This is a genomic window from Flavisolibacter ginsenosidimutans (assembly GCF_007970805.1).
Lineage (GTDB): Bacteria > Bacteroidota > Bacteroidia > Chitinophagales > Chitinophagaceae > Flavisolibacter > Flavisolibacter ginsenosidimutans.
The window spans coordinates 137,684-152,662 of the sequence record NZ_CP042433.1 but is presented as its reverse complement, the minus strand read 5'-3'; the positions used below and the strand labels follow the sequence as shown (position 1 = coordinate 152,662).

General features: G+C 49.1%; 8 protein-coding genes. All 8 read right to left on the bottom strand.

The window, feature by feature from the left end; genetic code table 11:
• Nucleotides 1-12: 12 nt before the first annotated feature.
• Complete coding sequence (locus FSB75_RS00485; protein ID WP_146781359.1) at nt 13-1,341, bottom strand: alpha-L-fucosidase; 1,329 nt, start codon at nt 1,339-1,341, stop codon at nt 13-15.
• Between the two features lie 31 nt (nt 1,342-1,372).
• Nucleotides 1,373-4,321, bottom strand: coding sequence for a GH92 family glycosyl hydrolase (locus tag FSB75_RS00480; RefSeq protein ID WP_146781357.1), 2,949 nt, complete (start codon nt 4,319-4,321; stop codon nt 1,373-1,375).
• Between the two features lie 49 nt (nt 4,322-4,370).
• Nucleotides 4,371-5,102 carry a copper homeostasis protein CutC gene (locus tag FSB75_RS00475; protein WP_146781355.1) on the bottom strand — a complete coding sequence of 244 codons (732 nt, stop codon included), beginning with the start codon at nt 5,100-5,102 and terminating at the stop codon, nt 4,371-4,373.
• Between the two features lie 39 nt (nt 5,103-5,141).
• The gene (locus FSB75_RS00470; protein ID WP_146781353.1) at nt 5,142-6,161 is read right to left on the bottom strand and encodes a N(4)-(beta-N-acetylglucosaminyl)-L-asparaginase; all 1,020 of its coding nucleotides are present in this window, start codon (nt 6,159-6,161) and stop codon (nt 5,142-5,144) included.
• A gap of 33 nt (nt 6,162-6,194) precedes the next feature.
• On the bottom strand, nt 6,195-8,108 hold the full coding sequence (locus FSB75_RS00465; RefSeq protein ID WP_146781351.1) for a peptide-N-glycosidase F-related protein: 1,914 nt from the start codon (nt 8,106-8,108) through the stop codon (nt 6,195-6,197).
• A 119-nt stretch (nt 8,109-8,227) separates the two neighbouring features.
• Complete coding sequence (locus FSB75_RS00460) at nt 8,228-10,051, bottom strand: SusD/RagB family nutrient-binding outer membrane lipoprotein (protein ID WP_146781349.1); 1,824 nt, start codon at nt 10,049-10,051, stop codon at nt 8,228-8,230.
• A gap of 21 nt (nt 10,052-10,072) precedes the next feature.
• Nucleotides 10,073-13,465: a SusC/RagA family TonB-linked outer membrane protein gene (locus tag FSB75_RS00455; RefSeq protein WP_146781347.1), complete on the bottom strand. Its 3,393-nt coding sequence runs from the start codon at nt 13,463-13,465 to the stop codon at nt 10,073-10,075.
• A 42-nt stretch (nt 13,466-13,507) separates the two neighbouring features.
• Nucleotides 13,508-14,722 carry an ROK family protein gene (locus FSB75_RS00450; RefSeq protein ID WP_146781345.1) on the bottom strand — a complete coding sequence of 405 codons (1,215 nt, stop codon included), beginning with the start codon at nt 14,720-14,722 and terminating at the stop codon, nt 13,508-13,510.
• Nucleotides 14,723-14,979 lie beyond the last annotated feature (257 nt).

Sequence of the window (14,979 nt, the reverse complement as noted above, 5' to 3'; positions counted from 1 at the left end):
TTCGTTCTGAACTTAGTTCAATCCACCGTGGCCGCGGTACAATTTTACAGGTCCGTCGAGTGTTAGTTTCAATACGGTCATGTACGGGTCTTTTGTTTTTTCCGGCACGTTGATGAACACAAGGCCCGGCACGGGACTCCACGAAATTTTGCCCACGATTTTCGGTTGAAGATGTTGCTGCGTGCCGAGTACCTGAACGTCTTTAACGGCGCTGCTCAAACCTTTCACCATCACGTCGCCGGTGGCGCCGCCGGGCAGAAAAAGATAAAGTGTTGACGAGTCTTTCGATAAGGTTGTGGGCCCGTAAAAATGACCTTGCGGCAAGCCGGGAATGGAGCCGAAAATGGCTTCTTCGTGCTTCTTGTTCCACTTGCCGAGTTCTTCTAAAACATGCACTTCCGGCTGCGGAATGGTGCCGTCTTCTTTCGGCCCGATGTCGAGCAAAAGATTGCCGCCATTGCTAACAACATCGGCAAAAATGGTGATGATTTCAAACGGCGTTTTCCAGGCCGTGTCTTTGGGTTGATAACCCCAACTGTTGTTGACGGTCATGCACAACTCCCACCAGTTAAACTTCGGTCGACTCACCGGAAAATTTTGTTCCGGCGTTTCGTAATCGCCGTAGCCTTGCAGGCGTCCGTTGATGATGGCCGAAGGATTTTGCCGCAAAATTTCGGTACGAACTTTTTCGCTTTGCCATTCTTCGGCGCTGTGTTCCCAATCGCCGTCGAACCACCACAAGGCCGGATGATAAGCCGTGTTGATTTCATTAATTTGCGATTGAAAGAACGTTTGAAAACGTTTCCACCTCGCAGGATCATCAGAAACTTTATAACGATTGCTGTCTTTTAAAAAGCCGGGATAGTCGGGATGGCTCCAATCAATGAGCGAAAAATAAGCGCCGCGTTTGATGCCTTGCTTGTCCAGTGCTTTGTAGAATGGCTGAAGCAAGTCTCTTTTTGCCGGTGTGTTTTTTACGACGTTTAAATGATCCTGTTTCGTGGGCCATAAAGCCATTCCGTCGTGATGCTTGGTGGTGATTACAGCGTACCGTGCGCCGCTTTCTTTTATCAGCTTCGCCCAGTCATCGGGATTGTATTTTGAAGCGGTGAATCCTTTCATCTGCTTCAGGTAATCGGGATAACTGATTTCCTTGTTGTGAAAGCTCCAACTTTCGCCAATGCCGTTTACCGAATACATGCCCCAGTGAATAAAGATGCCCAGTTTCGCATCAGCAAACCATTGCATTTTGGCCCGAATAGAATCAGCGTTGACGTTGGCCTGTGCAAACGAACTGACGCTTGCTGATAACGCAACGATGAAAAAAAAGAATCGCTTCATAAAACTCGATTGAGAAATTGAACCACAAAATTTATCGAACAAGAATTTCGTCCACGAAAATGTGTGCGTTGCCGCCCTTGCCCGGATGCCAGTCGGGTATTTTTCCGTAATTGATTGCTTTCACACGAATGAAACGTGCGGTGGTTTGCACGGGCAATCCAAATTCTTTTACGGATGGCGTGTAGTCTTTATCACTGATTTCATTTTTCACTTCGCCCAACGGCGTAAAGGTTTTTCCGTCGTTGCTCGCTTCAAAGCCGACGCTTTTCGGCATCCAAATCCAACTACCGACGTCCTGCAAAAAATGAGCGCCAACGTAAGTAATTGGCTTGCTCTGTTTCAAGTCAACGACGGCTTCAAAGTCGGTGCCCTCGTAGCTTTGCCATTCGCCGGTGCGGTAATTGGCTTCGCCAACAACGCCGTCAATCAAAGCATCAGGCCCGCCGGCCGTGTACAGCGAATTCACCTTGCTCAACACGTTCACGGTTTTGTCTTCCGGCAACTTGTAAAAATCCTGCACGATGGTTTTGCTTTGCGTTCCGGCCTTCACCGCATAAGCATAAACGGTAGATGATTGCGTGAGTTGCAGCGGCGCACTGTATTGTTGAAAAAAGGCGTTTGTGCTTTCGCCGTGCAGCGGCGTTACCGCATAATAAATGACTGCGCCGGGTTCAATGGATTTTATTTCAACAGACGTTTGACCTTTAAACTTTTTATCGTTGCCCGTGAAGTAAGGCACCGGCGTAATTAAATGCTCGTCAATTTTTGTTCGCGGCAAATCTTTATCTGCCGTGCCCCAAATCTTGTTTGGTTTTGCACCGAGGTTAAATTTCAATTCACCGCCTTGCATAATGTCCGTGTGCAGAAAATAAGATTGACTGTGCGGCTTGCCGTTGAGCGTTACCGATTGCACGTAAAAATCAGAAGGTTTGTTGCGCTTTGCGCTGATCACAAACTGCTTTCCGTTTTCCAAATGAATGGTCACTTTATCAAAGACCGGCGTGCCCAAAATGTATTGTCCGCTGCCGGGTGTTACGGAATAAAAACCCATCGAACTTAAGATGTACCAGGCGCTCATCTGCCCGCAGTCTTCGTTGCCAATTAAACCATCCGGTGCGTTCTTGTAAAACTCGCTGAAAATTTTATGGAGATAGGATTGCGTTTGCCAGGGCTGCCCCACAAAGTTGAACAAATAAGCCATGTGATGACTGGGTTCGTTTCCTTGTGCGTACTGCCCGATCAAGCCCGTTACATCGGCTTGGTCGCGGCCCGTGGTTTTGGAAACGGTGGTAAACAATTCGTTCAACTTCGCTGCAAATTTTTGTTTGCCGCCGTAAAGTTTTATCAGCCCTGCGATGTCTTGTTGCGCAGTAAAACTGTATTGCCAGGAATTGCCTTCGGTGTAAAAATGGTTGATCTCCCGCGGATCAAATGGACTGTACCACATCGCACCCAGTTTGCCGCGCATGTGGCTTGTTGACGGATCGAAAATGTTTTTGTAGTTCTGTGCTCTTTGCAAATATTGCACGTAGGTTTGTTCATCGCCGGTCCATTTTGCCATTTGTGCAATACACCAATCATCAAACGCATATTCCAGCGTTTTGGAAACGCTTTCGGGTTCTTTGTCGTTGCTGATAAAACCGTTGGACATATAAAACGGCAAGCCAAAACGATTGCTTTCCGCATAACGCCGCATGGCCGCCAATGCCTTTTTTGCATCAAAGCCGCGAATGTTTTTTTGGTAGGCGTCCACAATCACCGGCACGGAATGATAACCGATCATGCAAAAGGTTTCGTTGGCGCTGAGTTCCCACACGGGCAACATGCCGCCGTATTCGTCCTGCACTAAAAACGTGTTGATCCAATCAGCGGTTCGTTTTTGATTGATGATTGTTTGCAAGGGATGAAAAGCGCGGTGCGTATCCCAAAGAGAGAACACAGAATAGTTTGTAAACCCGTTTGCCGTGTGAATTTTATCGTCGGTGCCTCGAAATTGTCCATCCACATCGGTGTACAGATTCGGGTTGATGGAAGCGTGATAAAGCGCCGTATAAAAAACGGTCTGTTCGTCTTTCGTTCCGCCTTCTACACCTATTTTACCAAGCTCTTTGTTCCAGACGGCAGTGGCTTTTTTTAAGGTTGATTCAAAATCAAAATCTGCGTTTTCTGCTTCCAAATTCTTCAACGCTCCTTCGGCACTTACGCCGCTGATGGCAACCTGCACCAGCAAGGGTTTGCCGTCGCTCACGTCAAAAGTTGAATAGGCTTTGATGTTGCGGCCTTCCGCTTTTTGCAAAGCACCTTTTTCTTCTTCATTCAAGGCCACGGTGTATTTGCCGATAGGTTTAGAAAAACGAATCGCAAAAAACAAAGTTTGCTTGTTCGCCCAACTGCGTGATTGGCGCATGCCAATGAGTGTGTGGTCATCTTTTTTTTCCAACCAGGAATCCAACACAATGTCGTGGTGCAAAAGATCGAGCAACACATTGCCATCTTTGGTGCCAGCGGGGAAGGTGTATTTGTGCAAGCCAGTGCGCAACGTAGCCGTGAGTTCTACGTCAACGTTGTACTTGTCCAACCTCACACTGTAATAACCAGCAGATGCCTTTTCGGTTTTGTGCGAAAAGGATGATTTGTAATCCTCGCTGCTCCATTTGTATGCGCCGGTTGTGGGTTGCAATAAAACATCGCAGTAATCTTCAATACCGGTTCCGTTCAAATGCGTGTGCGAAAAACCGTAGATGGCGCTGTCGCTGTAATGATAACCGCTGCAACCGTCCCAGCCTTTCAAACGTGTATCGGGGCTCAACTGCACCATGCCGAACGGCATTGTTGCACCGGGGTACGTGTGGCCGTGACCGCCCGTGCCAATAAACGGATTGACCAGCGCAACGTAGTTCTTTTCCTGCGCTTTGCTGCTCATCACAAGCGATGCCGCAAGCAACACAAAAGCAATTTTTAAACGGTTAGCGGGAAGCATTTTTCTGATTGATTTTTCTTGTTTGTTTTTTAATTACGGCAAAGAGCCTTTAATCATTCAAGGCCTGCAACAAGTTGCGAACGGCGCCTGCATCCGTTGTTACGTACGATGCATCGTCCGCTTCACCAACAAATGCCGGATGATGAAATTCCATTTTTGATTCTGCCTTTGTGCGCAGTGACGAATGAAATTCTACAGCGCCGGTTTTTTGCGCAAGCGCCTTAATGTTGTCGGGGCGAACGCCGCTGCCGGGCATAATGATGATGCGGTCATCTGCCGCTTTTATTAATTCTGCAATCAATTCTGCACCTTCTGTCGCAAGTGGTTTTTGTCCTGAGGTTAATATGCGTTGGCAACCGATTTCAATTAGCTGTTCCAACGTTTCAAAGGGATTGCAGCAACGGTCAAAGGCACGGTGAAAAGTCACCTCCATTGGGTAAGCCAGTTCCACCAATTCAGCCGTTCGTTTTATATCAATGCTTCCGTCTTTTTGCAAGAGGCCAAGCACCACGCCGTCGCAACAGAGGCCTTTGCACAATTGCACATCATTCTTCATGATGTTGAATTCATCCTCGTTGTACAAAAAATCACCGCCGCGTGGACGAATGATGGGAAACAATTGAATGTTGACCTTTTCTCTTGCGGCTTTTATCATGCCGTAAGACGCCGTAGTGCCGCCGTCATGCGGATTGTCGCAAAGCTCAATGCGATGCGCACCGCTTTGTTGGATGACGGCGCAGCTTTCAATGTTAAAGGCAATGACTTCGACTGTGTATTTCATTTTTCATTGCGATTAAAAAAGACCTTAACCATAGGCCAATCATTTAAAATAACTCTCCGCTTCAAACACCTTTTCTATGCTGGCACTCTTCACCGAATACGTAAAGCCTTTGTGAATGGCGTAAGCGCCGAATCTTCCTTTTTTATCAAGTGCTAAAAAACCAACCTGCAAACCTTTTGCTCTTTCCACGTCACGCTTTACAATGCGCTCCACAACTTTCTTGCAGGCCGCTTCTGGCTTTGTGCCGCTGCGCATCATTTCAACAACGGCGTGCGAACCGCAGGTGCGAATCACTTCTTCACCAAGGCCCGATGACGTGGCCGCCCCCGCTTCTCCGTCCACGTACAAGCCTGCGCCAATGATGGGCGAATCACCCACGCGGCCGTGCAGTTTCCACGCTGCGCCGCTGGTTGTGCAGGCGCCGCCCATCATACCCTTTGCATCAATGGCCAACATGCCAATGGTATCGTGATTGTGCGGACCGCCGGGCAACTGCCTCGGGTCCTTCTTTTGGTTTTCAATATTGATAACCGGTGCGTACTTCGACGTCTTCAACCATTCCTTCCAGGCTTTTTCCGCTTCCGGTGTAAGAAGGTTTTCTTTTTGAAAACCGTTGGCCAGCGCAAACTGCAAAGCGCCTTCGCCCACCAGCATGATGTGCGGCGTTTTTTCCATCACCAGTTTAGCAACGGAAATGGGGTGAACAATGTGCTCTAAAAATGCTACGGAACCGCAGTTCAAATTGCCGTCCATGATGCAGGCATCAAGCGTTACTTTTCCGTCGCGGTCGGGATAGCCGCCGTAGCCCACCGAATGGTTTTCGGGATCGGCTTCGGGCACTTTTACGCCAGCTTCCACGGCATCTAAAACATTGCCGCCGCTGCTCAAAACTTTCCAGGCTTCGGCGTTTGCGGCGCGGCCAAAATCCCAGGTGGAAATAACAATGGGTTGTTCGCCTTTTTCTTCATCGCGTCGTGGCAAGGCAGCAAAGGATTTGTTGACCAGCAACGAAGCGGAGGAAAGAAGTGAGGCCTGTAAAAATTTTCTGCGGTGAAACATGCTCTCTGTTTTTGTGCGGAAATCTCCATCAAATTATTCTTTCAACCGGATTCTTTTTTTAAACATTTCCTGCCCGTTGATGAAGACTTTTAAATAAAAGCGGCCCTTCGGAAAACGACTAAGATCGTACACAAACGTGCCTTCTTTCACTTGCAAATATTTGTGTTCTTCCACCACGACGTCGCCGGGGTCGGTAACAATTTTCACCAACACATCTTCAGGGTAATTGGCCGAATAATCAAAGGTTGTTTTGTCGTTTGTGCGGGTTGGATAAAGACCAAAAGAGGTTTGTGCTGTAATTGGCTCCGCAGGCTCACCCACCGCAAAATCGTACTGCACGTACGAACCAAAATCCGCTTCAAAATTTTTAATGATCTCGCCTTTGCCGTTCAGCAATCTTGCCTTGCCGCGGCCGCCGCGGGAGTTAGCCCAAAACTCCAAACCATTGTTGGCACTATCCAGCAATTTGAATTGATAACTGCCGTTGGAAAGACGAACCGTATCGCGGTAAACGGTGTTGGCTTGCAGTGAACCAAAGCTGCGTTGACGCACGATTTTTCCTTCGCTGTTGATCAACGTGTAAGCCGTTTGCGAAGGCTGGTTGTTGGTGAGCAAATACACAACAAGAACGCTGTCGTGTTTTGGAACGGCTTCAAATGCCGACGTCAATTTGTTATCGTCGGCAAAGCCGTCTTTCTTTCCGTTGGGTTGCGAAAGTTCTGCTTCAAATTCATTTGTTCCGGCCTTGCTTTCAATTGTGCCGGGCAGCGAAATTGTGTCAACGGATGATGGTTGGAGAATACCTTTCCAACGGTAATTTTTTTTTGCAAAACCTTTTGCGCCGTAGCGCACCGATAGGCTTTTGATTGCTTCCGAACCCATGTTCCGGACAATCATTTTTGGCTGCAGGCCCGAAGGATTTTGGCGCCGGTAAGCGTCTTTTAAAGAAGGATTAATGATGTCCACCAACTGCGCATCGTTTTTCGAGGCCGCTTTTTTGTATTGAATGAGGTAAGCAGAAATCACTTCGTCGGCACTGGGATTGGTGGAAACATAAGGCTGCATGTTGATGTCAACGGTATGTTCTTTATCCGGCGCAAGTTTCAGGTCAAACACATCGGGCTGCATTAAATTTCCGGGACACCAATTTGCGCGGTCGTAAATCCAGGTGCCGGCCTGCGGGTACAAAGGATTGTCGCCGCATTCTTTCCAGATTGCCTTCGTGTTAACCAGCTTACCGTCGAAAAAAATTTGTCTCGTCTTGTTGCAAAACTCACCACAGCCGTCGGGATTGTCCATTCCGTGACCGGTTTGCACTACGCGAAGCCGTGCAAAATCCACTCCTTTGTTTGCGGTGAAGGAAACGGGTTTTAATGCGTTTTCAATGTTGTTGCTGCTGTCGCCGTAGCGGTAACTGTTGTCGTAAATTTTTTGAATGGAAACGGGCTCCGATGCGGGCTTGCCTTTGACGATTTCAAAGTCGAGTGTTACCGCCCAGCCGCGGTCGTTGTTTGGCTCCCAGCCGGTGTGGTTGTATTCAATCTCCACGCTGTCGCGAAGCAGAAGGCTAAAATCGGTAACGTCCACTTCCCAATTGAAGGTCCAGTCCTTGCCGAAGGCGCCACCGTAAGGCGTAAGCATACGGGCAATTTCATAGTCTTGCGAAAGGCCGTTCACGCCGCCTTTACGCCGCAGGGTGATATGGTCTTTGTAATCCCAATCGGCGCAACGCAGGCTGTCGGGACAACCGAAACGAACGTGCAAGATTATTTTTCGTATGGGTGTATTTGGCGAGGGGAAAATGCCCCAACGCTTGTAGGCGTTAAACCCTTTCGACGGATCGGTAACAACGGTTACACGGTTGTGTGTCACCACGTGCAGCGTGTCGGAAGCCTTTGCCCCAAATGCGCACACCGAAAAGACAAGAAAAACAAGAAACCGTTTCATCTACAAATAGGCTGTTTGAAAAAATGGCCCCCATAGAAATAGGGGCCGTTGATTTTTGATTGCTTATATGAGAATTGACTGTTTGTAACAATGTACCCGAAGGCAAGCGTAAACACCGGTTATTGCTTGTCCCACCAGATGCGGCCCTTCGTATCGGTGGCCGAAACGCCGTAGGAAGGATCTTTTGTTTTTTGTGTTTCGACGGCTGTCACGTAATTCTGTTGGTTCAGGCTGGAGGTCATTCTCAGCGCATCACGACGGACGATCTGCAGGTTCTCGCTGCCGTCCCAGAGGTTTTCCAAATAGGCAATGCTGCTCGTCCCAATCTGTCCGTTGCTGCCGGGGCGCACGTCGGTAAATTGCGGGTAACCGGTGCGCTTCCACGTAGCCCAGGCTTCGTCGGGAGTTAATAAATTATTTACCCATTCCTGTGTGTAGATGCTGGGCAGTCCCTGGTAAGGAACGGTAGTGGCAAAGGTTCCCAGTGTAACGGCGCTGGCATTGGGCACCCCCGTTGCCACGGCCATCGTTTTGTACAAATCAAAGGAAGCGGCAATGCCTGCGCGGTACCATTCTTCAGCCGATTTGCCAAGACCGTTTCCGCCTTTGGCCGCAATCTCCGCCATCATAAAGCACACATCGGGATAAGAAATCAAATAGGTTTTCATCTTGATGGTTGATCCGTCAACGTAGGTTTCGTCGTCGTGCATCAAGTCTTTGGAAGAACGGGCATCAAAACCACCAAAGCCGCCGTTCTTGATGAACAAACGCGATTGAATGGCCGATTGAAAACCAAGCGTCTGGTTGCCGTTTGTTCCCGTCAGGTTGAAGGTTTTGAAACGGTTGCCGCCTGTCGCGCCGTAGCTTGTATTTCCGGCTGATTCCGGCGTTGCGTGTTTACCCCAGTAACGCACGTTGTTTTCGGGGAGCAGCAAGTCGGCTTGCGCTTGCGCCGTGCCCAACTGCTGCACTCTTCTGTATTGCTTCGAATTGGCGCCCATGTCGTTTTCGCGAAGCATGAATTTGATGCGCGGGTCGGCAGTTGCTTTCAGGTGTTCAACAAAAGGAAAAGAAGCGTTGTAGCTAAACAGGATGACGTTGATGTCGTCCACGTTGTTGTTCCAGTCTCTTGTGTTGTTCACAGCAAACGAACCGTCGTTGGCAGCCATGATCTTTCCGCCAAAATTTGCGGCAATGTCCGTCAAGACCGACGCCAGTTGTGCCGGGTCTCTTTTCTCGTAACGCTGCGCAATCTTAATACGCAAACTGTTGGCAAATCCCAGCCATTTGCTGTAATCGCCGCCGTAAAACATATCCTGGTTACCCAACACTAACTGGTCTGCTCCTGCGGCTGCCAGTGCCGTTGCCGCGGCTTTCAGCTTTGCGTCAAAAACCTTGTACAGGTCCCAGTTGTAATCATACGCCGGCAGGGGGTATTTTTCTGGTTGAAAAGCCTGGCTGTAAGGCAGGGCGCCGTAAATATCGGCCACCCGCCAGGCGTGAAACACGTCCACCGTTTGGCAAACGGCACGCAAGCCTTTGTAGCGATCTTTATCGGCGGCGGGCATGTTGTCAATTTTCTCGATGATGCGGTTCATGTCGCGTCCCACGCTGCTGAAATAATCATCGTAATACGGGAAACCCGGAACCGGCCCTTGCGTGGGCGCCGTTGACGATTTCCAATAATATTTCGTCAGGGCGTCGGAGCTAATGCCTTCGGGCACCACGTACTGCATCCAAGTCATGGTGGTTCCGTATTTCTTTGCGGTTCTGTCACGTGAGCCCATGCCCAGGTCCTGCGTCGCACCGGTAAACAGGTACTCCGGCGCAGCATCGTTCAGGAGGTTGGGATTGGTGTTCATCTCAATCATGGTTTTCTTGCACGATTGTGAGAGTGCCGCAACCGTCAACAACCCCAAAACATATTTATTGATTTTTTTCATTGCTTTTGAATTGAAGTTTTGTTAGAGAGAAATGTTCAACGTAGCCGAATAGCTGCGGGAGAAAGGAACGCCGCCGGTGATGTACGGACGGAAGGGATCGTTGCTTTGCAACGCTTCAGGATTCTGTCCGCCGGGCAGTGTTTTGTACAAATAACCAATGTTGCGGGCCGATACGCTGATGCGGGCTCCTTTCAAAAATGTATGTCCCAAAATATTGGCCGGAAGGCGATAGCCCAAGGAAATCTCACGCAACATAACCCATGAGTTTTTGGCCGTGCTGATGTTGTTTATGCTGTTGACGTTTGTGCCCCAGCCAAAGGAGTACACGTAGTAAGCCGAAGCTTTCCAGGGTTCAACCAACCCTTTGTCGTAAGCCTCGCGGAAGGTCATGCCGCCGATATCGGTACCCGGACGAAGAGGGCTCTTTTCTCCTTGCGCAAACACCACGTTCGGAATGGCGCCATCATAACGCGTTTTGCCGTTGTACGAGTCCGTACGGGCCACGCCGCCGTGTTCCGCGTCTCTAAACTGAAGCGTGGCTTCGGGTGTGCCTTGCGCCATCGCGTAGTTGAGCGCTTCGGAATAAACCCAGCCGCCAAACCGTCCGTCAACCTGCGTAAACAAAGAGAAGTTTTTGTAGCGCAGCGTACCGGTAACACCGCCCGTAAGGGTAGGTTCTACCTTTCCGATTTTTGCGCGGCCGTCGGCGTCGGAATTGTACACGTATTCGTACAGTTGAAAATCACGTTTGTCAAGTGTGTTGGTGCTGGTGTTTCTGCCGCCAACGGTAACCAGTGGCAATCCTGTCTTTGCGTCGTGTTTGATGGAGGCCCAAGAATCGGATACAAGCACGCCAAAATCGCCGCCTTCGTAAGCGTACACGTTGGCGCCATCGTAGCCGCCGCTCAGTTCCCATTCTTTAATGTTGTTTCCAAATTCCACAATCTTGCTGCGGTTTTGCGCCATGTTTACGCTCAGGTCAAGTCCCCAGTTTTTGTTGCGGATGGGTGAGCCGCTCAACAACAATTCCCATCCTTTGTTTTGAATGTTGCCCGCATTGACAAAGACCGTGTTGTAGCCGGTTTCAGGAACACCGCCAAGTTCCAGAAGCTGGTCGAAGGTGTTGGTTTTATACCAGGCAAAATCAACGTTCAGTCGTTCGTTAAACATTCCAAAAGCAGTACCCAGTTCGATAGAGCGCTGTACTTGCGGTTTCAGGTTCAGGTTTGGTTTGATGTTGGCGCGGTATTGTGTTGCCACCCCCACCGACTGTCCGTTCTGGTTGTAGATGGTGGCCGGAACATAACCGCTTCCCGTTGCGTAAGCACCTGCAATACCCGAGTTGCCCACGTAGGCAAGCGATGCCCGTACACGTCCGGAAGAAAGCCAGGAAGGCATGCTTTTCTGCAAGTGATCGTAAAACGAATACGAAGCGTTGACGGAAGGATAGAAAACGGTGTAGTTGTTCTGCCCGCCAATTACCGCATACGGGTAAGTAAGTGTACTTAGCCAATCGTTCCGCCCCGTGATCTCAAGGTTCAGAAAGCGTTTGTAATTCAGGTTTAAGATGCCCGCCAAACCCACCGTCAGCTTTGAGGGTTTATTCAGGCTGTAAGCGTACGCACTTTGAATATTGTTGACCGAATTTCCGAGAAAGAATTGATTGGGTACGCTCAGGCCGCCGTTTGTATGAGCACTGTACGATTCGCCCAAACGGTTGCCGTAAATTTCGTTCACCAGGCGGAAGTCTGCCGTCAAATCATCGTGCATGAGTGCTTTGGTGGCATGGCCCATGAACAACAAGGTGTAGTCGGTTGAATAGCTTCCGCCAACGCCGTAATATCCACCCTTGTTGTAAGTATCGTTACCAAGGTCTTTCTCTTCGGTGGAGATTTTGTAATAATTCACATTCGCTCTTGCCGAGAAATCAAGCCAGGGCGCTACTTGCGCTTTTAACTGCGTAAACCCAATGAGTGAATTTTCGTTACGGTAAAAATTGTTTTTGTCAAAGCGGGAGAAGGCGTTCACAACCGCGGAAAGGTTTCCGTAAGCATGGGTATAGTCAGCCGTGTTGTCTGCTGCCCTGTACGTGGCGTACCAATCTTTCGTGTCAATGTTACGCGGCAGGTAATAGGTGTTAAAACCAAGGTTCTGTCCACCGCTGTAGAAGTACCGGCCCTGCGAGTAAAAATTGCGGGCGCCGGTATTGGCATAAGCCAAACCAAACTCCGTTGAAAACACTTTGTTCAACTGCCCGTTCATTTTAAAATCAAAGGCGTTGCGGCGCAGGTCGTTGTGCGGCAACATGCCTTTCGTATAGTTATTGGAGTAAGAAAAACGGTAGCCGAATTTATCGGAGCCGCCACTCAGCGCTATGTTGTTGTTCACGTACTTGCCGTTCTGGTAAAAAATCTTCCAGTTATCGGGCTGGGGTGAATACGGAACTTTTTTGTCGTAATTGGAAACGGCCGGGTGCAGGCTGCCGTCCATTCTTGGCCCCCAGCTTCCCATGGTTTGAATCATGGTTCCGTCCGGACGGAAATTGCCTTCGGCTGCCGACCAGCTTCCCTGACCGTAAAGGTTTTGGAAAGCCATTGGTGCCTGGTAAATATCCTGCGTTTGGTAAGTAGAGTTGAATTCAATGCCCAAACCTTGTCCGGCTCGTCCTTTTTTGGTAACGATAACAATGGCGCCGTTGATGCCGCGTGAACCATATAAGGTTGTAGCCGCCGCGCCTTTCAACACGGTAATGGATTCATAATCGTCGGGGTTGAGGTTTTTCAGTTGCGAACCACCGTCCGGATTGTCCGCATCAAAAACGTTGTTTTCCATAACGGTTCCATCCACCACAAAAATGGGCTGGTTGGAATTTTGCCCAGGCTTGCCCAACACTTTGGCGCCGCGGATTTGAATGAAGGGAGAAGTTTGTACGCCGCCGGCCGACATGACGTTGATGTTTACACCCGCAACTTTTCCCTGCAGGGCCGTAATGGGGTTGACGGTATTGGTGCGTGTCAGTTCATCGCCTTTTACGGTGGTAACCGCATAACCCAGGCGTTTGTTTTGTTTGCTCACACCGAGCGCCGTCACTACAACTTCGTTCAGGCTGCCGGCTTTGCTTTCCAGCGTAACGTTTAACGCATTGTTTTGCCCAACGGCCACTTCCTTGGCGTTGAAATTAACCGAGGTAAATTCCAGTACGGCGTTGGCGCCGTTTACATTAACGATGAAGTTTCCGTTGTCATCGGTAGCGCCGGAAATGTTGGTGCCTTTGATGTGGTAAGTAGCGCCGGCAACGGGATTGCCTTTTTCATCCTTTACCGTACCCGTTACTTTTTTTTGTTGTGCTGACACAAGGCCTACACAAAAACTCAGCAACAGGCAAAGCAAGAACCGCGAGGTCACTTTTTTCATTGCAGTGTGATTTTAAATTTTAAGATGTATTGAGGTTGGTTTTTAAGCAAGCAAATGATCAACTGAAGATTTATCAGGGAGGGTATTTAACGAATCAAAGTTTTCCATGACGAGAGCCGCAGCGCCAATGATCTCCGCCTGGTGTCCAAGGACGGAAACCTGCACCGTTGTGTTCTCGGCAATCTTGGGAATGCAGTGCTCGTTAATGGCCTGTTGAATAGGCGCCAGCCATAATTTTCCGGCGCCGGAACCGCGGCCGCTGAGCACCACAAGCTCGGGATTTAGCAAATGAATGAGAATGGCCACGCCGCGGCCAATGTTGTAACCAATTTCTGAAAAAAGCTCCACGGCAAACTTGTCGCCTTTTACTGCGGCCTCAATGATGGCATTGGCCGTCTCTTCCGGGTGTTCAAAAGACAGGTTTTTAAGGCCTGTAAGCTTCCCTGCATTAATGCCCTGCCTGGCCTTTTCAACAATCACCAAAAGTGACGTTTCCGTTTCGAGGCAACCGCTTTTGCCGCAACTGCACATTTTGTTGTTGGTGAAAAGCGGAATGTGGCTAAACTCACCGGCAAAGCCGTTGAAGCCCCGAAACAATTTTCCGTTGAGGATCATTCCGAGACCAACGCCCCAACTTATGTTAATGACCATCGCGGTTTCTTTGTTCCTGGCGGCGCCAAGCCGCAGTTCGGCCAGCGCAATCAGGCTGGAGTCGTTGTCAATTACAACCGGCAAATCGAGTCCGGCTTCCAAAAAGCTAACAATGTCTCCCTCGTTCGATTTCAAAAAAGAGTGGTTCACTCCTTTTTTTACGTCCACGAAGCCGGGCATGCCAATGCCCACACCCGCAATTTTTTCTTTGGGAACACCGGCATTGGCGATAAAGTTTTGAAGGTGTTCTTTTAATTCTTTGAGCGAATTGGGATTGTTGGGAAGCGTCAGTTCAATCTTCTCTACATCGCCAACAATTTGGTTGTGCATGTTCACCACCGCCATGCGGCAAATCAATTGATCCATCGCCACTGATACCACGTACATCAGGTCGGGACGGAGCGAATAGGTTGCCGGCCGGCGCCCACCGGTTGAAGAAGCATAGCCGGTTTCAACAACGCTGCCTTCCTCGATCAACTCGTTCAAAACCTTTGCCGCCACAGGAAGGCTTTTGTCCGTTAAAACGCTGATGTCGGCACAGGAAAGCGGGCTACCAAAGTAAAGTTGCTTGATGATGTTTCGTTTATAAGCAGCTTTTTTCGCCATGCAGTAGTTGTTAAAAACAAATGAATAAACCGTGAAATTTTCGACAAGATATCAAACTTTCATTAAAATTTTAAAAAGTTTTTTCTTTTTTTATTAAGATGTGTTGATTTCTAAATTTTCTCAAGAGTTCAATCAGACGATTGGGTATTTGCACAGGTTGTAGCAATAGTGCAGGACAAGAAATAGTAAAGCGGAATGCTTTATCGAAGGTTATCGGATTTGCCAAAGCTTTCTGTTACGCACCGGTTTCACCAGCG